The sequence below is a fragment of the Sinorhizobium fredii USDA 257 genome (assembly GCF_000265205.3).
GTDB lineage: Bacteria > Pseudomonadota > Alphaproteobacteria > Rhizobiales > Rhizobiaceae > Sinorhizobium > Sinorhizobium fredii_B.
In genome coordinates this window covers 1,305,713-1,326,678 of the sequence record NC_018000.1, presented here as the reverse complement: position 1 = coordinate 1,326,678, position 20,966 = coordinate 1,305,713, and the positions used below count along the sequence as shown (strand labels likewise).

Below are 20,966 nucleotides of genomic sequence, written 5' to 3'. Positions count from 1 at the left end.
TTCCGGTGGACCCAGCATGATAGTTTCCGAGTCTTGGCGTTTGACTCGCCTATCGGTTGTGATGTCTTAGCTTTTTGCCGAGGGAGAGAACAGTCACCCTGAGATCATTTGACCGGAAAATTTCGGTAGGAAAAGCAGGATGCCATGGGGCGCTAGATATTCTCCGGCGTGAAGATGTCGAAGGGCAGGATGGTCTGTCCGGGTACGCCGGCGGTGCCCCGGTCGATGGCGCCGATCATCAGTTTGATCGTCTCTCGCGCCAGGGACTGGACCGGCGTGGCCACCGCCATGATCACCGCCTCGTCGGCAAGGGCTGCGCGTGACTCCGGCGTCAGCTCGTTGACGACGACGAGCAGCTTGCCCACGAGCTTCTCCTCGCGGATCGCCGAAATCGCTCCCTCCATGCCGCCGCCGCAGACGTAGAAGCCGAGAAGGTCCGGGTGACGCTTCAGGAGGTCGAGCGTCGCCTCATGGGTGATTTCGGCGGTGTCGAGGTTCACCATCGTGTCCAACACCTCGAACTCGGGCGCCTTCTCGCGAAAATAGGAGCGAAAGGCGATCTCGCGCAGTTCGTGGCCGAGGAAGCGGTGGCTGCCGATAAAGGCAGCAACCTTGCCCGGCCGGCCCGCCGCCCTGGCGATCATCCAGGCGGCGGTTCGCCCGACCTTTTGATTGTTCAGGCCGATATAGCCTTCGCGTACGCCGGACGCGAAATCGGAGAGTAACGAGAAAGTCGGAACGCCGCGCTGCTTCAGATCCTCGACCGCGGCCGTCACGGCCGGATAGTCAGGGGCGACGAAGGCGATCGCCTGATTGCGCGCTGCCATTGCCTTGAGTTTCTCGGTAATCCCTGCGGGGGTGGAATTGGCAACGAAGTCGACCTGCGGAACGACACGGACGTTGGTCAGCGTCAACGCCGCATTCTCCATTTCCTTCGCGACCGCCTGATAGAACGCTTGCTGCGGCTTCTGCAAGAGAAAGCCAAGCCGGTATTGCGGCAGGTCCTCGAAGACGCGCTGCCGCAGCAGGCCGACGGCGTGATAGCCGATCGCCTTTGCCGCGTCATAGACGCGCCGTGCCGTTTCCTCGCGCACCGGGTGACGCCCGTTCAGGACGCGGTCCACCGTCGCAACGCTAACCCCCGCGGCGCGCGCCAGATCCGCGATCGTTGGCCTGCTGCTCATTTGGCGCCTCCCTGACAGCATTACCTCATTGATGAGGTCGTCTTTCTGATGTGTTTTGAGAGAATATATCATGACTGCCTTGAGAGCTGTCAAAAGTCAACTTATTCTCTTCGCATCAGATGGAAGCGCAAACGGAGCGCGCCTCGGGAGGCAGGGATGACGACGGTTCCGACGAAACGGGATTACAGCCTGCTGGGCCGCGATGCCCAGGCGGCAGTGGCGAACGGCCTTGCCGCGGCCGAGTGGTACCATACCGAGGTTCCGCGCAAGCAGATGAAGGAACTGATGAAGCGCGAGGATGGTCCCGCCATCCGCGATACTTCGATCTGGCTCGGCAGCATGGTTCTCTTCGGCGGCCTCGGCATCTATTTCTGGGGCACTTGGTTCGCCGTGCCGTTTTTCCTCGCCTATGGCGTCCTCTACGGCTCGGCCTCCGATAGCCGCTGGCATGAATGCGGCCACGGCACGGCCTTCAAGACGATGTGGATGAACGACGCCGTCTATCAGATCGCCTGCTTCATGATCATGCGCAACCCGGTGACCTGGCGCTGGAGTCACACCCGCCACCACACGGACACTGTCATCGTCGGCCGCGATCCGGAAATCGCCGTCATGCGGCCGCCGGATCTTCTCCGTCTCGTTCTCAATTTCTTCGGTATCATCGATGTCTGGTATGCCGTCATCGACATGGTGCGGAACGCCTTAGGCGTCATCAGCGCCGCGGAAAAGACCTTCATTCCGGAGATGGAGCGGCCGAAGGCGATCCTCGTCGCCCGCATCTGGCTCGCCATCCATGTCGCGACCATCGGTCTGTCGATCTATCTCGGCTCCATCGTGCCCCTGATGCTGATCGGCCTGCCGCGGCTTTACGGCGCCTGGCATCACGTGCTGACGGGCCTTCTGCAGCATGGCGGCCTCGCCGACAACGTCACCGACCACCGGCTGAACAGCCGCACGGTCCATATGAATCCGGTGAGCCGCTTCATCTACTGGAACATGAACTATCACGTCGAACATCACATGTTCCCGATGGTGCCCTATCACGCGCTGCCGAAGCTGCACGCGATGATCAAGCACGACCTGCCCGCGGCCAATCCGTCGATCCTCGACGGCTATCGCGAGATGATCCCGGCCTTTCTTCGGCAATTGTGCAACGAGGACTATTTCCTGAAGCGCGAACTTCCGCCGACGGCGAAGCCCTATCGCGAAGAGTTCCACAGCGAGCCGGTCGCCGCCGAGTAGGCGCGACGAAAAGCCGGAAATCGCATTCACTGCATCGAATGGAGGAAACCAATGAGCTCGAACTGGGTCGAGGTCTGCGCCGCCGACGATATCGATGAAGAAGACGTCATCCGCTTCGATCACGAAGGCCGTACGTTTGCCGTCTACCGCAGTCCCGATGACGAATATTTCGCCACCGACGGTCTCTGCACGCATGAGCACATCCACCTTGCCGACGGCCTGGTGATGGACGACATCATCGAATGTCCGAAGCACAACGGCCGCTTCAATTACAAGACCGGCCAGGCCAAAGGTGCTCCCGTCTGCGTCAATCTGAAGACCTATCCGGTCAAGCTCGAGGCCGGCAGCGTCTTCATTGCGATTTCCTGAGCACGCGGCCCGACGCTTCAGCCGCGAGGGGAGGAGAACATGAGCCATATCGTTATCGTCGGCGCCGGCGAATGCGGCGCGAGGGCGGCCTTTGCCCTCAGGGAGAAAGGTTTCCAGGGCGAAATCACGCTGATTGGCGCCGAGCCGCATCTCCCCTATGAGCGGCCGCCGCTTTCCAAGCACGGGCTCGTCGGCGCCGAGCCGCCGAAATTGGTGGCCGACGCCCCGCGCTACGAGGAGGCTCGAATTGCCGTACTGACGAGCGTCCCGGTTGAGGCGATCGACCGTGAGCAGAAGGTTGTCAGGCTCGCGGAGGGTCGCACGATTGACTACGATCGGCTGCTGCTTGCGACCGGCGCCCGGCCACGCGCCCTTCCAGGCGTGTGCGGGAACGCCGAGCGCATCCGGATGCTCCGGACCCACGCCGACGCTCTGGCGATCCGGGCCGCCCTTTGGCCCGGGCGAAAGCTCGCCATCATCGGCGGAGGCTTTGTCGGTCTCGAACTTGCTGCGACGGCCCGCAAGCTCGGCGCCGATGTCGTGCTCATCGAGGGCTTGCCGCGCGTCCTTTCTCGCAGCGTTCCGGAGGAGATCGCAGCCGTCGTTGCCGAGCGGCACCGGCAGGAAGGCGTCGAGATCGTTTGCGGCGCCCGCATCGCGACGCTCGAGGCGGATGATGATGGCGCGCGCGTCGTCTTCGCCGAGGGCGCCTGTATGCCCGCCGATCTCATTGTCGTCGGCATCGGAGCGATCCCGAATACGGAACTTGCAGAGGCTGCCGGGATTTTGATCGAAAACGGCATTGCTGTCGACGAGACGCTCCGGACATCGGACCCCGACATCTATGCAGCCGGCGACTGCTGTTCCTTTCCCCTCTCGCACTATGACGGTCGGCGGGTGCGGCTCGAAGCTTGGCGCAATGCACAGGAGCAGGGAGCGCTCGCTGCGGCCAATCTGATGGGCGCGGCCGAGCCTCTCGCAAGCGTACCGTGGTTCTGGTCGGATCAATACGAACTGACCCTGCAGATCGCCGGCCTCGCCGATGGCGCCGCGACGACCGTCCGGCGCCAGCTCACCGACGACGCTTTCATTCTGTTCCACCTCGACGGCGAGGGCCGGCTGATCGCCGCGAGCGGCATCGGGCCAGGCAATGCGGTCGCCCGCGACATTCGCCTTGCGGAAATGCTGATCGCCGCGGGCAGCAGGCCCGACCCGGCGGCGCTGTCCTCGCCTGAAACCAAGCTCAAGAAGCTGCTGGCGGCCTGAAACCCGCCCGAGTTCGCGCTTTTCAAGCATTCATCCGGAGATTTCCATGAAACACCGTCGACCGACCGTTGCCGATCTCTTGTCGATCAAGGGCAAGAGGCAACTCACCATGCTGCGCGTCGTGACGCTGGAGGAGGCAGAAGCCGCCGAGAAGGCCGGTATCGACCTCGTATCCGTTCCGCCGGCGCTGCTCGGGCCGCAATTCCGCGAGGCGGCGCCTACGGTCTTCGCCTTTCCGGGCCTGGAATATGGCGACTTCGTCACCGCCGAGGACTATCTGCGCGGCGCGTTCCAGGCGATGCGGGCCGGCGGCGATGCCGTCTATTGTGCCGCCGGTCTTTCGACGGTCAGGCGGCTTCGCGAGGAAGGCATTCCGGTCTGCGGTCATGTCGGGCTGATCCCGTCCAAGGCGACCTGGACCGGCGGCTTCAGGGCCGTCGGCAAGACGGCGCAAAGCGCGCTCGAGATCTGGCGCCAGGTCAAGGCGCTCGAAGAGGCAGGCGCCTTCGCGGCCGAGATCGAGGTCGTGCCCGCCGAAGTCGCAACCGCGATCTCGCAGCGCACGTCGCTGCTGATGCTCTCCATGGGCGCGGGTACCGGATGTGATGCGCAATATCTATTTGCCGAAGACGTGCTCGGGCAGAATCGCGGCCACTATCCGCGCCATGCCAAGGTCTACCGCGACTTTGCCGCCGAATTCGAACGGCTGCAGCAGGAGCGCATCGTCGCTTTCCGCGAATATGCCGAGGATGTACGATCCCGCGCCTATCCGGAAAAGGCGCATCTGGTCGGCATAGCGCCGGGCGAGTTGGAGGATTTTCTCAAGGAGATCGACGCACAGGAGCAGACGGCGCTTCCTGCAAGGTGATAGTTACAGCGCCGCGCGTCTTATCAGGCGCATAAAGGTCGCTGTTGGACTTTGAATTGCTGCATGTTTTATCCTTAGATTGGCTGCGATCTAGGGAACATGCAATGGGCCGAGCGCCTACAGACGCGACAGCAAGGACGAATGATGCACACTTACGTTTTGACGGTCACCTGCAAATCCACCCGCGGCATCGTTGCGGCGCTTTCCGGCTATCTCGCTGAACAGAGCTGCAACATCATCGACAGCTCGCAGTTCGACGATCTCCAAACCGGCCTGTTCTTCATGCGCATCAGCTTCATCTCGGAGGAAGGCGTCGGTCGCGCCGCTATCGAGGAAGGGCTGAAGCCGATTGCCGCGAAATTCGCGATGGAAACGGCGCTCCATGACCAGTCAGAGCGCACCAAGGTGCTGCTGATGGTGTCGCGTTTCGGCCATTGCTTGAACGACCTGCTCTACCGCTGGAAGATCGGCGCTCTGCCGATCGACATCGTCGGCGTCGTCTCCAACCACTTCGACTACCAGAAGGTCGTCGTCAACCACGACATCCCCTTCCACTGCATCAAGGTGACGAAGGAGAACAAGCCGAAGGCCGAAGCCCAGCTGCTGGAGCTCGTCGAGCAGACCGGTGCCGAGCTGATCGTGCTGGCCCGCTACATGCAGGTCCTGTCGGATGCGCTCTGCAAGAAGATGTCGGGGCGGATCATCAACATCCACCACTCGTTCCTGCCGTCGTTCAAGGGCGCCAACCCCTACAAGCAGGCCTATGAGCGCGGCGTCAAGCTGATCGGCGCGACGGCGCATTACGTCACCGCCGACCTCGACGAGGGGCCGATCATCGAGCAGGACATCGCCCGCATCACCCATGCGCAGTCGGCCGAGGACTACGTGTCGATCGGCCGCGACGTCGAAAGCCAGGTGCTGGCCCGCGCCGTCCATGCCCATATCCACCACCGCTGCTTCATCAACGGCAACCGCGTCGTGGTCTTCCCGCCGAGCCCGGGATCCTACGCTTCGGAACGGATGGGCTGAAGCTTCAAAAAAAAATTCCACCAATCGACAGCCCCTGCTCGGCCCCCGAGCGGGGTTTTTCATTTCATGACGCTGAATTTCCTCGCCTTCTGCATCCTCAAAACGCCCCTTGACTTGGCAGTATTATGGCATACCATACTATGTAATAGAGATTGAGGAGACGGCGATGCCCATCGAAATCCGTAAGACGCTGCTGCAGGTGGAGACGACGCTGATCGAAGGCGGAAAGACTGCGCCCGTGCCGCTGAAGCTCTATTCGGCCATAGCCGTGGTGAAGAACCCCTGGGCCGGCGCCGGCTATGTCGAGAACCTGAAGCCGGAAATTCATGCCGCTGCGCCGGTTCTTGGTGAACTACTGACGAGGATGATCATCGACGCGGTCGGGTCGGGCGAGGCGGTCGAGGCTTATGGAAAATCGGCGATCGTCGGTCTCGACGGCGAGGTCGAGCATGCATCGGCGCTGATCCACACGCTGCGCTTCGGCAATCATTACCGCCAAGCCGTCGGCGCCAAATCCTACCTCGCCTTCTGCAATACACGCGGTCCGGCAAACGCCGCCTTGATGATCCCGCTCATGGACAAGAATGATGAAGGGCGTCGCTCGCACTACCTGACCATCCAGACCTCCGTCGCCGATGCGCCGGCGGCAAACGAGATCGTCGTTGCGCTTGGCGCCTCGGTGGGCGGACGTCCGCATCACCGCATTGGCGACCGCTACCAGGATCTTAAGGATCTCGGGCAGGATGTCGCCAACCCGGCCGGCGTTTGACGCCGTAGTCCTGGACCACGACGATGCTTCAATCTGAGCGAACAGAATTCACGGGTCTCGGTGCCAGGCGAGCTCGAACGGCGCATGGTACCGCCTATGTGGAGATCGGTCATGGCGAACCGCTTGTCCTCATCCACGGGGTCGGCATGCGGCTCGAAGCCTGGACGCCGCAGGTTGTCGCCCTGTCCGCCCGGCACCGCGTCATTGCCGTCGACATGCCCGGACATGGTGAGAGCGACAGGCTGGATGCTGACGCGAAGCTCGAGGATTTCGTCGCCTGGCTGGGCGTCCTTCTTGACGATCTGAAGCTGGACCGCGTCAATCTCGCCGGCCATTCGATGGGCGCGCTGATCGCTGGCGGTGCGGCGGCCACATTTGGTGCACGCATCCGCCGCGTGGCGCTTCTCAATGGCGTCTACCTACGCGACGCTGATGCCAAGGCAGCCGTCATCGCCCGGGCCCTGACGATCGGCGAGCGTGCGGCCGATGTCGATGGGCCGCTGAAGCGCTGGTTCGGCGAGGGCAGCGAAACTGCGCCGTTCTATGAGTTGACGCGAAGCTGGCTGCAGACGGTCGACCCTGAAGGCTATGCGACCGCCTATAATGCCTTTGCGCATGGCGACAATGTTTACGCTGCGCGCTGGCCCCAGGTGCGTTGTCCGGCCTTGTTCCTGACCGGTTCGGAGGACCCGAACTCGACGCCGGAAATGGCGCTTGCCATGGCCGTCGCGGCGCCGTGCGGCCGGGCGCATATCATCGAAGGGCACCGCCACATGGTCAATCTGACGGCGCCGGATACGGTCAATGCGATTCTCGCGGACTGGCTCTCAAGGGAAGGGGAGAAGTCATGACAGCAGCTTCTTGTGACCCGCGCACACTGCGCGACGCTTTCGGGTCATTCATGACCGGGGTGACGGTCGTCACGGCGAACGACGCGTCCGGAAATCCGATCGGTTTTACCGCGAACTCCTTCGCATCGGTGTCGATCGACCCGCCGCTTCTGCTCGTCTGCATCGCCAAGACCTCACGCAATTTCGCGACGATGACATCAGCCAATGGTTTTGCGGTCAACGTTCTTTCGGAAAAGCAGATAGCCGTGTCCAACACCTTTGCCAAACCGGTGGAGGATCGGTTCGCGGCGGTCGAATGGAAGCGCGGTCCGCATGGTGCGCCGATCCTGGCCGGCGTCAGCGCCTGGTTCGATTGTTCGCTGAACGAGATTGTCGACGCAGGCGACCACGCCATCCTGATCGGCCGCGTGGAGGCCTTCGAGAACGGCGCCATGGCCGGGCTCGGCTTTGCGCGCGGCAGCTACATCACGCCGGGCCTGTCCGGCAAGGCGGTCTCGGCCGCCGCCGAGGGCGCCCCGCTGATTGCCGCCGTCGTCGAGCGCGACGGCGCGGTCCTGCTGATCCCGGAGGCCGACGGCCGCTGGCGCCTGCCGCAAATGGCCCTCAAGGGCGGTGAGGCACTGGCGGTGCTGCAGGACTATCTGACGGCCACGACGGGATTGGCGATCGAGGTCGGCTTTCTCTATTCGGTCTACGACAACAAGACGACCGGTCACCAGCACATCGTCTATCGCGCCGGCGCCGAACCCGGCGAAACCCAGGCCGGACGCTTTGTTCCCCTTGCGGAATTGCCGCTCGACAACATGGACAATCCGGCCACCGCCGATCTCTTGAGGCGCTTTGCAGCCGAGAGCGCGCTGGGCAATTTCGGCGTTTATGTCGGCGATGAGAAACAGGGCAAGGTTCACCCCTTCGCCAGAAAGGCCTGACCCATGAAATTCTCGCTTTTTGTGCATCTCGAGCGCCTCAACCCCGGGCAGACGGACGAGAGCCTCTACCGCGAGTTCATCCAGCTCTGCGAGATCGCCGACCGTGGCGGCTTCTCGGCCATCTGGACCGGCGAGCATCACGGCATGAGTTTCACCATCGCGCCCAATCCGTTCCTCAGCCTCGCCGATCTCGCCCGCCGCACGAAGAATGTCCGGCTCGGTACCGGCACGGTGATTGCGCCATTCTGGCATCCGATCAAGCTCGCCGGCGAAGCAGCGATGACCGACATTATCACCGAGGGCAGGCTCGATATCGGCATCGCCCGTGGCGCCTACAGTTTCGAGTACGATCGGCTCGCCCCCGGGCTCGACGCCTGGGGCGCCGGCCAGCGGATGCGCGAGCTCATTCCTGCCATAAAGGGGCTTTGGGAAGGCGACTACGCGCATGAGAGCGAGTTCTGGACGTTTCCGTCGACGACCTCGGCGCCGAAGCCCGTGCAGGAGCCGCATCCGCCGATCTGGGTTGCGGCGCGCGACCCCAACAGCCATGAATTCGCGGTCGCCAACGGCTGCAACGTGCAGGTCACGCCGCTCTGGAACGGCGACGGCGAGATCGCCAGCCTGATGGAGCGCTTCGAGGCGGCCTGCGCCAAGAAGCCGGAGATCGAGCGCCCGAAGATCATGCTGCTGCAGCATGCCTATGTAGGCACCGACGAAGCCGATCTCGAGCAGGCGGCCAAGGAGCTCAGCGTCTATTACAACTACTTCTTTGCCTGGTTCAAAAACGAAAGGCCGATCCGACAGGGCCTCATCGAAACCATCACCGAAGAGGAGATGGCGGAAAACGCCATCGTCTCACCGGAGGTGATGCGCAAGAACCTCGCCGTCGGAACTGCCGATCAGGTGATCGCTCGGCTGAAGGCCTACGAGGCGTTGGGCTACGACGAATATTCCTTCTGGATCGATACGGGCATGAGCTTCGAGCGCAAGAAGGCCTCGCTCGAGCGCTTCATCGCCGAGGTCATGCCGGCATTTGCGGAGTAGGGCACATGCAGCGGTTCCAGTCTTACATCGGTGGCGAATTTTCAGATGGCGAAGCCCGGTTCGAAAGCATCGACCCGGCGACCGGCGCCGCCTGGGCGGAGATGCCGGAGGCGCGGGAAGCCGATGTCGATCGCGCCGTCGAGGCCGCGCATAACGCTCTTTACGAAGGGCCGTGGTCCAAACTGACCGCCACGCAGCGAGGCAAGCTTCTCTACAAGCTCGGCGATCTCGTCGCCGAGAACGCCCAGAAACTTGCTGAACTGGAGACGCGGGACACGGGCAAGATCATCCGCGAGACTTCGGCGCAGATCGCTTATGTCGCCGAGTATTATCGCTATTATGCCGGGATCGCCGACAAGATCGAGGGTTCCTATCTGCCGATCGACAAGCCGGACATGGATGTCTGGCTGCGCCGCGAACCGATCGGCATCGTCGCCATGGTCGTGCCCTGGAACAGCCAGCTGTTCCTGTCGGCGGTGAAGATCGGCCCGGCCCTGGCTGCCGGCTGCACCATGGTGGTGAAGGCCTCGGAGGACGGGCCGGCGCCGCTCCTCGAATTTGCCCGGCTCATCGACCAGGCGGGCTTTCCGGCCGGCGTCGTCAACATCATCACCGGTTTCGGCCCCTCCTGCGGCGCCGCGCTCAGCCGTCACCCCAAGGTGGATCATATCGCCTTTACCGGGGGGCCGGAAACGGCGCGTCATGTGGTGCGCAATTCGGCAGAGAACCTCGCCTCGACCTCGCTCGAGCTCGGCGGAAAGTCCCCCTTCATCGTCTTCGCGGACGCCGATCTCGAGAGTGCGGCCAATGCCCAGGTCGCAGGCATCTTTGCCGCGACCGGCCAGAGCTGCGTCGCCGGTTCGCGGCTGATCGTCGAGAAAAGCGTCAAGGATCACTTCCTGGAAATCCTCAAAGCAAAGGCGGAAGCGGTCCGCATCGGCAGCCCGCTCGACATGGCGACGGAAGTCGGGCCACTCGCGACACGGCGTCAACGCGACCATATCGAGGCGCTGGTCGCGCGCTCGCTCGCCGCCGGCGCCAAATTGATCACGGGCGGCAACGCACCCGAAGGTGCCGGTTACTATTATCGGCCGAGCATTCTCGATTGCGACGGCAGCGCCTCGCCCTCGCTCGAGGAGGAATTTTTCGGACCCGTCCTTTCGGTGCTGTCCTTCGAAACGGAAGCGGAGGCGCTCGCCCTCGCCAACAATAGCAGCTACGGCCTAGCGGCGGGGGTCTTCACGCAGAATCTCACCAGGGCGCACCGCCTGATGAAGGGGATCCGCGCCGGGATCGTCTGGGTCAACACTTACCGGGCAGTGTCGCCGATCGCGCCCTTCGGCGGGTTCGGGCTTTCCGGTCACGGCCGCGAGGGCGGCATGGCCGCCGCCCTCGACTACACAAGGACGAAGACCGTCTGGCTCAGGACGTCGGACGAGCCCATCCCCGATCCCTTCGTGATGCGGTGACGGCGATGTTCTACGAGATCCGCACCTATCGGCTGAAGAACGGCGCGATTCCCGCCTACCTGAAGGTGGTCGAGGAAGAGGGCATCGCCATCCAGACGAAGCATCTCGGCGAACTCGTCGCCTACTTCTTCTCCGAGATCGGGCCGATCAACGAGATCGTCCACATCTGGGCCTATGTGAGCCTCGACGATCGCGAGAGGCGTCGCGCTGCACTCATGGGAGACCCGGATTGGCGGGCGTTCCTCCCCAAGATACGCGACCTCATAGAAGTCGCGGAGAACAAGATCATGAAGGCGGCGCGCTTTTCGCCGACAGGCGGCAGCGCGTCATAGAACAACCAAGCAAAACCGGACCACGGAGCAAGGGAACATGAAGAAGATATTCGTTTTGGCGGCCACTGCCGCGACAATTGCAACAGCAATGCCGGCGACGGCCGCGGATCTTGTCTTTTCGAGCTGGGGCGGCACGACGCAGGACGCGCAGAAGATCGCCTGGGCCGAGAAATTCACCGAAAAGACCGGCATCAACGTGCTTCAGGACGGACCGACCGACTACGGCAAGCTCAAGGCCATGGTCGAGGCGGCCGCCGTCACCTGGGACGTCGTCGATGTCGAGGGCGACTACGCCGCTCAGGCCGGCAAGAACGGCCTGCTGGAGAAGCTGGATTTCTCGGTGATCGACAAGTCTAAGCTCGACCCGCGCTTCGTCACCGACTATTCGGTCGGCAGCTTCTATTATTCCTTCGTGATCGGCTGCAACAAGGATGCGGTCGACGCCTGCCCGAAGACTTGGGCGGATCTCTTCGACACGGAGAAGTTCCCTGGCAAGCGCGCCTTCTACAAGTGGTCGGCGCCGGGTGTCATCGAGGCGGCCCTGCTTGCCGACGGCGTGCCTGCCGACAAGCTCTATCCGCTCGATCTCGACCGCGCTTTCAAAAAGCTCGACACGATCAAGCCGGACATCATCTGGTGGTCTGGCGGAGCGCAGTCGCAGCAGCTGCTCGCTTCCGCTGAGGCGCCCTTCGGCAGTGTCTGGAACGGCCGCATGACGGCGCTGGCGCAGAGCGGCATCAATGTCGAGACCTCCTGGGAGCAGAACATCACCGCCGCCGACTCGCTCGTCGTGCCCAAGGGCGCGAAGAATAAGGAAGCAGCGATGCAGTTCATCGCGCTCGCCACGTCTGCCCAGGCGCAAGCCGATCTCGCCAAGGCCACCGGCTACGCGCCCATCAATCTCGAATCCCCGAAGCTGATGGACGCGGAACTGGCGAAATCGCTGCCGGATGCGCAGACGGCGAGTCAGGTCAATGCCGACATGAACTATTGGGCGGAGAACCGCGACGCGATCGGCGAGCGCTGGTACGCCTGGCAAGCGAAATAAACAGAAAAGGCGGGGAGGGCGCCAGGCGTCCTTGCCGCCGATCTGGCGTGAGGGCGCGAGGAGCGTCCCTCGTGCCCGCTAATGGGAGAGACAGCCATGTTGTCGCGCACCGACGCGAAGGCGGCAGGATCGAACGTCCCTGCACGCCTGACGCTCACGGACTTCGATCTGACCTTGCCGGCGCTCGGCCTGCTGGTCCTTTTTTTCGTCGTGCCGGTCGCCATTCTGTTGGCGCGCAGCGTCTCGGAGCCCGTGCCGGGCTTCGGAAACTATGCCGAACTGCTGGGCTCCTCCACCTATCTCAAGATATTCGCGAACACGTTCCTGGTTTCCGGCCTGGTCACCTTCGTCTCGCTGGTCATCGGCTTTCCCGTCGCTTGGGCGCTAGCGGTGATGCCGAGCCGCTTCGCTTCGGTGATCTTCGCCATCCTGCTTCTGTCGATGTGGACCAACCTGCTGGCGCGCACCTATGCCTGGATGGTGCTGTTGCAGCGCACCGGCGTCGTCAACAAGCTGCTGGTCGGTCTGGGCCTCATCGACACACCGCTTCCGCTCGTCAACAATCTGACGGGCGTGACGATCGGCATGACCTACATCATGCTGCCCTTCGTCATCCTGCCCCTCTATGGCGTCATCAGGAAGATCGATCCGGCTATCCTGCAGGCGGCGGCGCTCTGCGGCGCCAACCGCTGGCAGGCGCTCGTGCGCGTTCTCCTGCCGCTGGCGATGCCCGGAATGGCGGCCGGCGCGCTGATGGTCTTCGTCATGTCGCTCGGCTACTTTGTCACCCCGGCGCTGCTCGGCGGCACGGCGAACATGATGCTGGCCGAACTCATCGCGCAATTCGTCCAGTCGCTCGTCAACTGGGGCATGGGTGGTGCTGCGGCCCTGGTGCTGCTGGTCGTCACCCTGGCGCTCTATGCGGTGCAGCTCCGCTTCTTCGGCACAGACCGGATGGGAGGACGCTGACATGCTCCTGAATTTCGATCGTCTCGGCTGGTGGAAGCTGGTTCTGATCGGCATCACGGTGCTGACAGCCGCCTTCCTGCTCCTGCCCATCCTGTTCATCGCGGCGCTGTCCTTCGGCTCGTCGCAATGGCTGATTTTTCCGCCGCCCGGCTGGACGCTCCAATGGTACCGGGAGCTTCTCGCCGATCCGCGCTGGCTGGAGTCCGCCTGGACGAGCTTCCAGATCGCAATCATCGTCACGGTTCTTTCGGTCCTCCTCGGGCTCGTCACTTCCTTTGGGCTGACGCGCGCGCGCTTCATGTTTCGCGAGGCGCTGAAAGCCCTGTTCCTGACGCCGATGATCCTGCCCGTCGTCGTTCTCGCCGTGGCGCTCTACGCCTTTTTCCTGCAAATCGGCCTCAACGGCACGCTGTCGGGCTTCGTCATTTCCCATCTGGTGCTGGCACTGCCCTTCTCGATCCTGTCGATCACCAATGCGCTCGAGGGATTCGACAAATCGATCGAGGACGCCGCCGTGCTGTGCGGTGCGTCCCCATTCGAGGCGAAAATCCGCGTGACGCTGCCGGCCATCAGCCACGGCATCTTCTCGGCGGCGATCTTCTCGTTTCTCACCTCATGGGACGAAGTGGTCGTCGCAATCTTCATGGCGAGCCCGACGCTGCAGACGCTTCCCGTCAAGGTCTGGGCGACCTTGCGGCAGGACCTGACGCCTGTCGTCGCCGCCGCCTCCACCCTTCTCATCCTGCTCACCGTGCTCTTGATGGTGCTTGTCGCCCTCGTTCGCAAAGGATTGAAATCATGAGCAAACCCTTCCTGCAAATCCGCGGCATCCGCAAGGAATACGGACCCGTTACCGCCGTCCACGACGTCAATCTCGACGTGGCGCAGGGTGAATTCCTGACCTTTCTCGGGCCATCCGGATCGGGAAAGAGCACGACGCTCTATATTCTCGCCGGTTTCGAGGATCCGACCCGCGGCGACATCGTGCTGAACGGCCAGTCACTGCTGTCGACGCCGTCGCACAAGCGCAATATCGGCATGGTTTTCCAGCGTTATACGCTTTTTCCGCATCTCTCCGTCGGCGAGAACATTGCCTTCCCGCTGAAGGTCAGGCGGCTTCCAAAGGCGGAGGTCGACGCCAAGGTGCGCGACATGCTGAAGCTCGTGCGGCTCGAAGGCTTCGAGGACCGCAAGCCGGCGCAGATGTCCGGCGGACAGCAGCAGCGCGTCGCGCTGGCGCGCGCGCTTGCCTACGACCCGCCGCTGCTGTTGATGGACGAGCCGCTTTCCGCCCTCGACAAGAAACTGCGCGAGGAGATCCAGCACGAGATCCGCCGCATCCACCAGCAGACGGAAGTGACGGTCCTCTATGTCACGCATGACCAGGAGGAGGCGTTGCGGCTCTCCGATCGGATCGCCGTCTTTTCGAAGGGTATCATCGACCAGATCGGCACGGGGCCGGAACTCTATGCTAATCCGACGACCCGCTTCGTCGCCGAATTCATCGGCGATAGCGATTTCCTGCCCTGCGATCTGGTGACGGCCGCAAATGGCAAGGCGGATATCGCGCTGGCCGGAGCGACGGTCATTCCAAACGTACCGGTTCATGGCCGGCCGGTCCCCGGAGGCAAGGCGGCGCTGATGCTGCGACCGGAACGCCTGAGCCTGACGAGATCGGCGCCGGGCGGCTCGACCGCGGTTCCCGTCACGGTGAGCGACATCACCTTTCTCGGCAACAACATTCATGTCGCGACTCAGACTGCGAAGGGTGACGCTCTGGCGGTCCGCCTTCCGTTCGGTCATGAGGCGATTTCCAGCCTCAACCGCGGTGATAGCGTCTGGCTTGGCTTCGATCCGGCGACGGCGCACGTCTTCTGCTAAAAAGGCGGAAATTCCGGAAAGCGGGTGTTAACACCTCCCTCTGCCTTGCCGGCCATTCCCCTTGTGGGCTCACAGGGGGGATTGCGGAGGTGGGACCGCTGTGCGCCAGGGCCCATTGCTGCGATGAGGTTAACTCCTTCGAGAAAAAGGGATGGGGGAGCTCGCCGCTCGCTGATCTCCCCCCTTGTGGGGGAGATGCCCGGCAGGCAGAGGGGTGCAACCCGGGTGGGCCGAGATGTTACTGCCGTAATAGCCGGTGGTCTCAGCAACAACCCAATCAGCTCAGTTATCGCTCTATCCTCTGTTCCCGCCTTGCTGCTCGGCCAGAAGCGCCTCGGCAATCGCCGCGGCATTTGTGACATGCACGTTGGCCGCCTCGTAGGCCGCCGCGCCATCGCCGGCCTTGATCGCGTCGATGATCTTCTGCATCTGGGCCGGCCCTTGCTTGTTGCGGTCGGGTGTCTTGATCGTCATCGACCGCAAATGATTGATCCTTGCCGTGATCGAATTGACGATACCCCAGGCGACATGGCGTCCGGAATTTTCGAACAGCGTGCGGTAGAAATCCGTCGTGGCGGTGAGGACCGCGGGCAGCTCATTTGCGGCATAGGCTGCCCGGATGCGCGCAAGGATGCGCTCGAGCTCGGCCACCACGCGCGGGTCCTTTTGCGTGGCACAGGCCTTGGCAGCGATGCCTTCGAGCACGCCGCGGATTTCGTAGATCTGCCGGGCTTCTTCCGGGGTGGTCTCGGCGACGATCGGGCCGCGATTCGGTTGGATGGCGACAAGGCCTTCCGATTCCAGATGGCGCAGCACTTCGCGGACGATCGTCCGGCTTACGCCGAGCTGATCGCACAGGTCGCGCTCGACAAGCCGTTCGCCCGCCCTGAAATGCATGTTGACGATAGCGTCGCGCATCTTTTCCAGCGCAAGCTCGCGAAGTGTCTTCTCCGGACGAAGAACCCGCATCGGCTGATCAGACACGCTCATGGGACGTTCCCTTTCCGCTCGCGACGTATTATGGGATACCATATTATCACGAAGGAACGCTTGTGTCAGCAGGGAACGCCGCATCGTGCATCTCCAAAATAGGGGACGCTATCTGCCGGTCGGAAGAGCCGTTCCCGAGAATGCCGCTTGGGAATGAGCTTGGGACGGCTTGCAACTTATGAGGCGGAAAGCGATTGGATGAGCGCCGCGATATAACCGTAGCAAAAGGCGAAGGCGACGCCGGTCGGGTCGCGGCCGCTGATCGTCGGGACGTGGTCGGGCATCACCATATATTGGTATCCGACCTCGCGATAGATCTTCAGCGAGCGCACCATATCCATGTCGCCTTCCTCGGGGAAGGTTTCCATGAAGGATAGCTTGCCGCCACTGATGTTGCGGAAGTGCACGTTGAAGATCTTGCCGCGCGTGCCGAACCAGCGGATGATCTCGTCGATCTCCTCACGCGGATTGTCCAGCATCTCGCCGATCGAGCCCTGGCAGAAATTCAGGCCATGATAGGGGCTCTCGTGCATCTGTACGAACTTCTTCAGACCTTCGACCGTCCCTAGAACGCGCGTCACGCCGCGATAGCCGGGCGGCGTGTAGGGATCGTGCGGATGGCAGGCGATGCGCACCCGGTTGCTTGTCGCAACCGGCACGACCCGTTCCAGGAAATAGTCGATGCGCTCCCAGTTCTCGTCCTCCGACAGCACGCCGGCAAGTCCCGGCGCGGCGCTCTGGTCGACTCGCTCCCAGCGAAAGGCTTCGTTCATCGAGCCGCCGCGGCCGCGCTCCATTTCGCTGCGGGGAATGCCGATCAGGTTCAGATTGTACTTTGCCGACGGAATGCCGGCCCGGGCGCAGTTCTCGATCATGCGGCAGACGGCGTCGATCTGGCGGTCGCGCTCCGGTCCTGCCAGCAGGATGTCGGGATAGGAGGCTTTCTCGATGGGTTTCGAGGGCAGGGGAAGCTGAACCATGTCGAGCACCAGGCCGAAGCTCTCGACATGGTCGCGGTGCCTTTCAAGGTCTTCCAGGGTCCAGCTTGCCGGTGGACCCGGCGGATCGGCGCAGATGTTCTTGACGCCAAGCTGGGCGTAGACCCGGTAATCCTCGTCGTCGCGGGCAGCGACCTGCGTTCCTACATACACGGACAGACCTCCTTCCATGCCAATTCCAAGATGTCATATGACATAATATGAATTTGCTAGAGCTGTCGAGCGGATTATTGCTCGGCGAGACGCCGATAGCGGCGCTGGCTGCCGATGATATGGTTGCGCATCGCTTGCCTGGCACGTTCGGGATTCTGGTCCTCAATGGCCGAGAGAATTTCGCCGTGCTCCGCGTGGACACTAAGCAGATAGGCCTTGTCTGCGGCTTCGGGCAGCGTCGTGACCTGGCTACGGGGAATGGCGCGCGGCCCGAATTGCCGCATGACATCCAGGTAGAATCGGTTGTTGGTGGCAGCGGCGATTGCCATGTGGAATTCGAAATCGGCCTCGACAGTTGGCTTCCCCTCGTCGATCAATTGAGCCATCTTTCTGTTGGCGGCGGCGATGGCCGCTTCCTGTTCGGCAGTCCGGCGATAGGCGGCAATCGCCGCGGCCTCGCTCTCGGTGGCCAGCCTGAACTCGAGGAGTTCAAGGGTTTCCGGGATGCTTCTTATCTCCACGGGGGTCAGCGTAAAGCGCTGGTTCGCTTTGGGATCGCTGACAAAGACGCCCTTGCCCTGGATGGGGCGGACATAGCCGGCGGCGCGCAGGTCGGCGATCGCTTCGCGCACCACCGTGCGGCTCACGCCGAAGTTCGCCTCCAATTGCGGCTCGGTCGGCAGCTGGTCGCCCTCCTTCAATCGGCCGGCTTCGATCTGCCGGCGCAACTCGTCGATCACCTGCTGCGCCAGTCGCTGTCTTCCGCCCGTCATCGTCCCCTCGTCATGTACCCTGCTTTTTCACACCCGCAGTCGTAAGGCGCTTGCCAATGCCGCCGAATTTCGCTAAGTCATCATATGACATAGGAGCGACATAATACGTCTTCTATATTAAGTCAGGGAGGAGATTCAATGAAGCATTTTTCGAAGGGCCTCATTGCAGGGGCCGCGGCAATCGTCCTGGGCTTCGCTGCGCCGAGCGTAAACGCTGCAACTCCCGACGACCAATTGGTCATCGGCACGTCGCTTGCCCAGGTTCTGTCGCTCGATCCGCAGCAGGCGACCGAAGCGAAGGCCATCGAGATCATGTCCAATCTCTATGACCGGCTGGTGAAGACGGACAGGTCCCGCAAGATCCTGCCGCAACTCGCCGAGAGCTGGGAGATCGATGACAAGGGCATCACCTTCCATCTACGCGAGGCGACTTTCGCCTCCGGCAACCCGGTTACGGCCGACGATGTGGTCTATTCGCTGGCGCGACTGCTCAAGATGGATCAGGCGGCGGCGGCCAATTTCAAGCGCATCGGCTACAAGGCCGACAATGTTGACAAGCTCGTCAGAGCGGTGGACCCGAAGACGGTGCGCATCGACCTTTCCGGTGAAACCACCGCGGAACTGCTGCTCTACCGGCTGGCGATGAATGTCGCGAGCGTTGTCGACAGCATCGAGGTCAAGAACCACGTCGAAAACAACGACTACGGCAACGCCTGGCTGCGTACCAATTCGGCAGGCTCCGGCCCCTTCACGCTGAAGCGCTGGACGCCCAATGAAATGGTCATTCTCGAGGCGAACGCGGATTATGTGGGCGGCGCTCCGCATATGCGTCGCGTCATCGTGCGTCACGTGCCGGAGAGCCAGGTGGAGCGCCTCATGCTCGAGCGCGGCGACATCGATGTCGCCAGCGCCCTCAGCGCGGCGGACCTGAAGACCTTCGAAAGCCAGCAGGGCTTCGAGGTCCAGCGGGTGCCGACCGGCGGTTTCTACGTTCTGTCGATGAATGCCGGCAACGAATATCTGGCCAATCCCAAGGTGCGCGAGGCGATCGCCTACAGCATCGACTACAAGGGCATAGAGCAGACGATCATGGGGCCCTATGGCCGGGTCCGTAACGTGCCGGTGCCGGAAGATTACGAATATGCCGTCCCCAATCCAGACTGGCACTTCGATGCAGCGAAGGCCAAGGCGCTGCTGGCGGAGGCGGGCTATCCGGACGGCTTTTCGCTGACGCTGAAGACGATTGCGCAAACGCCGCGCATCGACCTTGCGACCGCCATCCAGGGCTCGCTCGGCCAGGTCGGGATCAAGATCGACATCCAGCAGGGCAACGGCTCGGACATCATCGCCGATCACCGGGCCCGCAATTTCGACCTGCTCATTCCTCAGACGGGCGCCTACATGCCCAACGTGCTCGGCTCCATGGAACAGTTCTCCAGCAATCCGGACAATTCGAAGGAAGCGAACAACGCCGGCAATTTCGTCTGGCGCTCGGCCTGGGACATTCCGGAGCTGACAGCGCTGACGGCCAAGGCGTCGCTCGAGCCGGACGCGAAAAAACGCGGCGAACTCTATGTCGAGATGCAGCAAAAGTTCGTGGAGCTGAAGCCGGCGGTGCTGCCGCTCTTCGAGCGCTTCGAGCCGATCGTCGTCAATGCGCGGGTCAAGGACTACGTCGGCCATCCGAACCAGCTGACGCGCCTCGAAGGCGTCACCAAGACGTCCGACTAACGGCGTCGGGGCACGGCCATGAAGGAACTCACCGCAATCGAGCTGGCACGGCGCGTCCTGCACCTCATCGTCAGCCTGTTCATCCTGCTCTGCGTCACCTTCGTCATCGGCCGTGTCCTGCCGGCCGATCCGGTCGGCGCGATCGTCGGCGAGCTGGCGGATCCGGCCGCCTACGAGGCGATGCGCGTGCGGCTCGGCCTCGACCTGCCGCTCTACCAGCAGTTCTTCATCTATCTTAAGGGCCTGTTCCAGGGCGACTTCGGTCAGGCCATTCTCACTGGCAACTCGGTCGCCAGCGACATGCTGCAGGCTTTTCCGGCAACCTTCGAGCTGGCGACGCTGGCGATCATCATCTCGGCTGTCGTCGGCGTGCCCTTGGGACTGGCGGCCGCGCTGTTCCGGGACAGCTTCATCGACAAGTTCGCCCGCGTAGTGGCTCTGGTTGGCCATTCCATTCCTGTCTTCTGGTTCGGGATTGTCGGACTGGTGATCTTCTATGCGACGCTCAACTGGGTCGGCGGCCCGGGCCGGATCGACGTCTTCTACGAAGGCATGGTCGAACCGGTCACCGGCATGCTCCTGGTCGACAGTCTTCTGGTCGGCGAAACCGAGATTTTCTGGAACGCCCTTTCGCACATCATCCTGCCGGCCGCCATCCTCGCCTACATGGCGATGGCCTACATCACCCGCATGACCCGCAGCTTCACGCTGGAGCAGTTGAGCCAGGACTACGTCATCGCCGCGCGTGCCAAGGGTGCGGGACCGGCCCGCACGGTCGCGCACCATGTGCTGCCGAACATAGCGGTCCAGCTCATCACCGTGCTCGCTATTTCCTATGGCAATCTTCTCGAGGGAGCGGTGGTGACGGAGATCGTCTTCTCCTGGCCGGGGATCGGCCAATACATGACGAACGCGCTGATGATCGGGGATATGAACGCCGTGCTGGCGGCAACCATCATCGTCGGATTCGTCTTCATGCTGCTCAACTTCATTGCGGACATCTCCTATGCAGTTCTTGATCCGCGGACCCGGGAGGTGGCGCGATGAGTGACGCGATCCAGACCGATGCCG

21 protein-coding genes are annotated in these 20,966 nt (G+C 62.6%); 17 read left to right on the top strand and 4 right to left on the bottom strand.

Going from position 1 to position 20,966, the window contains the following annotated elements:
• Positions 1-152 precede the first annotated feature (152 nt).
• On the bottom strand, positions 153-1,184 hold the full coding sequence (locus USDA257_RS06100; RefSeq protein WP_014762031.1) for a LacI family DNA-binding transcriptional regulator: 1,032 nt from the start codon (positions 1,182-1,184) through the stop codon (positions 153-155).
• Between the two features lie 156 nt (positions 1,185-1,340).
• Between USDA257_RS06100 and USDA257_RS06095 the strand changes: the two genes are divergently transcribed.
• The 15 genes from USDA257_RS06095 to USDA257_RS06025 all read left to right on the top strand — a co-directional run bounded on the left by USDA257_RS06095 (position 1,341) and on the right by USDA257_RS06025 (position 15,250).
• Positions 1,341-2,426, top strand: a complete 1,086-nt coding sequence (locus USDA257_RS06095) for a fatty acid desaturase family protein (RefSeq protein ID WP_041413947.1) — start codon at positions 1,341-1,343, stop codon at positions 2,424-2,426.
• Positions 2,427-2,477: 51 nt separating this feature from the next.
• On the top strand, positions 2,478-2,795 hold the full coding sequence (locus tag USDA257_RS06090; protein WP_014762029.1) for a MocE family 2Fe-2S type ferredoxin: 318 nt from the start codon (positions 2,478-2,480) through the stop codon (positions 2,793-2,795).
• Between the two features lie 39 nt (positions 2,796-2,834).
• Positions 2,835-4,061, top strand: a complete 1,227-nt coding sequence (locus tag USDA257_RS06085) for an NAD(P)/FAD-dependent oxidoreductase (protein WP_014762028.1) — start codon at positions 2,835-2,837, stop codon at positions 4,059-4,061.
• Positions 4,062-4,107: 46 nt separating this feature from the next.
• The gene (locus USDA257_RS06080) at positions 4,108-4,929 is read left to right on the top strand and encodes a 3-methyl-2-oxobutanoate hydroxymethyltransferase (protein WP_014762027.1); all 822 of its coding nucleotides are present in this window, start codon (positions 4,108-4,110) and stop codon (positions 4,927-4,929) included.
• A gap of 144 nt (positions 4,930-5,073) precedes the next feature.
• The gene (gene purU, locus USDA257_RS06075; protein WP_014762026.1) at positions 5,074-5,958 is read left to right on the top strand and encodes a formyltetrahydrofolate deformylase; all 885 of its coding nucleotides are present in this window, start codon (positions 5,074-5,076) and stop codon (positions 5,956-5,958) included.
• A gap of 166 nt (positions 5,959-6,124) precedes the next feature.
• Complete coding sequence (locus USDA257_RS06070) at positions 6,125-6,727, top strand: amino acid synthesis family protein (protein ID WP_014762025.1); 603 nt, start codon at positions 6,125-6,127, stop codon at positions 6,725-6,727.
• Positions 6,728-6,750: 23 nt separating this feature from the next.
• On the top strand, positions 6,751-7,578 hold the full coding sequence (locus USDA257_RS06065; protein ID WP_014762024.1) for an alpha/beta fold hydrolase: 828 nt from the start codon (positions 6,751-6,753) through the stop codon (positions 7,576-7,578).
• A complete protein-coding gene (locus USDA257_RS06060; protein WP_014762023.1) occupies positions 7,575-8,507 on the top strand; it encodes a flavin reductase in 933 nt (310 codons plus the stop codon). Before USDA257_RS06065 ends, USDA257_RS06060 begins: the two co-directional genes overlap by 4 nt.
• 3 nt (positions 8,508-8,510) lie before the next feature.
• Positions 8,511-9,551, top strand: a complete 1,041-nt coding sequence (locus USDA257_RS06055; RefSeq protein ID WP_014762022.1) for an LLM class flavin-dependent oxidoreductase — start codon at positions 8,511-8,513, stop codon at positions 9,549-9,551.
• Positions 9,552-9,556: 5 nt separating this feature from the next.
• Complete coding sequence (locus tag USDA257_RS06050; RefSeq protein ID WP_014762021.1) at positions 9,557-11,020, top strand: aldehyde dehydrogenase; 1,464 nt, start codon at positions 9,557-9,559, stop codon at positions 11,018-11,020.
• A gap of 5 nt (positions 11,021-11,025) precedes the next feature.
• The gene (locus tag USDA257_RS06045) at positions 11,026-11,352 is read left to right on the top strand and encodes an NIPSNAP family protein (protein ID WP_014762020.1); all 327 of its coding nucleotides are present in this window, start codon (positions 11,026-11,028) and stop codon (positions 11,350-11,352) included.
• Positions 11,353-11,389: 37 nt separating this feature from the next.
• Positions 11,390-12,400 (top strand): ABC transporter substrate-binding protein, encoded by a 1,011-nt coding sequence (locus USDA257_RS06040; protein ID WP_014762019.1) that lies wholly within the window; start codon positions 11,390-11,392, stop codon positions 12,398-12,400.
• 96 nt (positions 12,401-12,496) lie between these two features.
• Positions 12,497-13,369 carry an ABC transporter permease gene (locus USDA257_RS06035; protein WP_014762018.1) on the top strand — a complete coding sequence of 291 codons (873 nt, stop codon included), beginning with the start codon at positions 12,497-12,499 and terminating at the stop codon, positions 13,367-13,369.
• 1 nt (position 13,370) lies between these two features.
• The gene (locus tag USDA257_RS06030; RefSeq protein ID WP_014762017.1) at positions 13,371-14,171 is read left to right on the top strand and encodes an ABC transporter permease; all 801 of its coding nucleotides are present in this window, start codon (positions 13,371-13,373) and stop codon (positions 14,169-14,171) included.
• On the top strand, positions 14,168-15,250 hold the full coding sequence (locus USDA257_RS06025) for an ABC transporter ATP-binding protein (RefSeq protein WP_014762016.1): 1,083 nt from the start codon (positions 14,168-14,170) through the stop codon (positions 15,248-15,250). Before USDA257_RS06030 ends, USDA257_RS06025 begins: the two co-directional genes overlap by 4 nt.
• Positions 15,251-15,544: 294 nt before the next feature.
• Here USDA257_RS06025 and USDA257_RS06020 read toward each other — a convergent pair whose 3' ends face one another.
• From USDA257_RS06020 to USDA257_RS06010, 3 genes are all read right to left on the bottom strand, one after another.
• Positions 15,545-16,240 (bottom strand): GntR family transcriptional regulator, encoded by a 696-nt coding sequence (locus USDA257_RS06020; protein WP_014762015.1) that lies wholly within the window; start codon positions 16,238-16,240, stop codon positions 15,545-15,547.
• Between the two features lie 176 nt (positions 16,241-16,416).
• Positions 16,417-17,391, bottom strand: a complete 975-nt coding sequence (locus USDA257_RS06015) for a mannonate dehydratase (RefSeq protein WP_014762014.1) — start codon at positions 17,389-17,391, stop codon at positions 16,417-16,419.
• A 74-nt stretch (positions 17,392-17,465) separates the two neighbouring features.
• Positions 17,466-18,164 (bottom strand): FadR/GntR family transcriptional regulator, encoded by a 699-nt coding sequence (locus tag USDA257_RS06010; RefSeq protein ID WP_014762013.1) that lies wholly within the window; start codon positions 18,162-18,164, stop codon positions 17,466-17,468.
• Positions 18,165-18,302: 138 nt separating this feature from the next.
• Between USDA257_RS06010 and USDA257_RS06005 the strand changes: the two genes are divergently transcribed.
• Positions 18,303-19,895: an ABC transporter substrate-binding protein gene (locus USDA257_RS06005; protein ID WP_014762012.1), complete on the top strand. Its 1,593-nt coding sequence runs from the start codon at positions 18,303-18,305 to the stop codon at positions 19,893-19,895.
• 18 nt (positions 19,896-19,913) lie between these two features.
• Entirely contained in the window at positions 19,914-20,942 is a 1,029-nt protein-coding gene (locus USDA257_RS06000; RefSeq protein ID WP_014762011.1) for an ABC transporter permease, read from the top strand.
• The last annotated feature ends 24 nt before the right edge of the window (positions 20,943-20,966 follow it).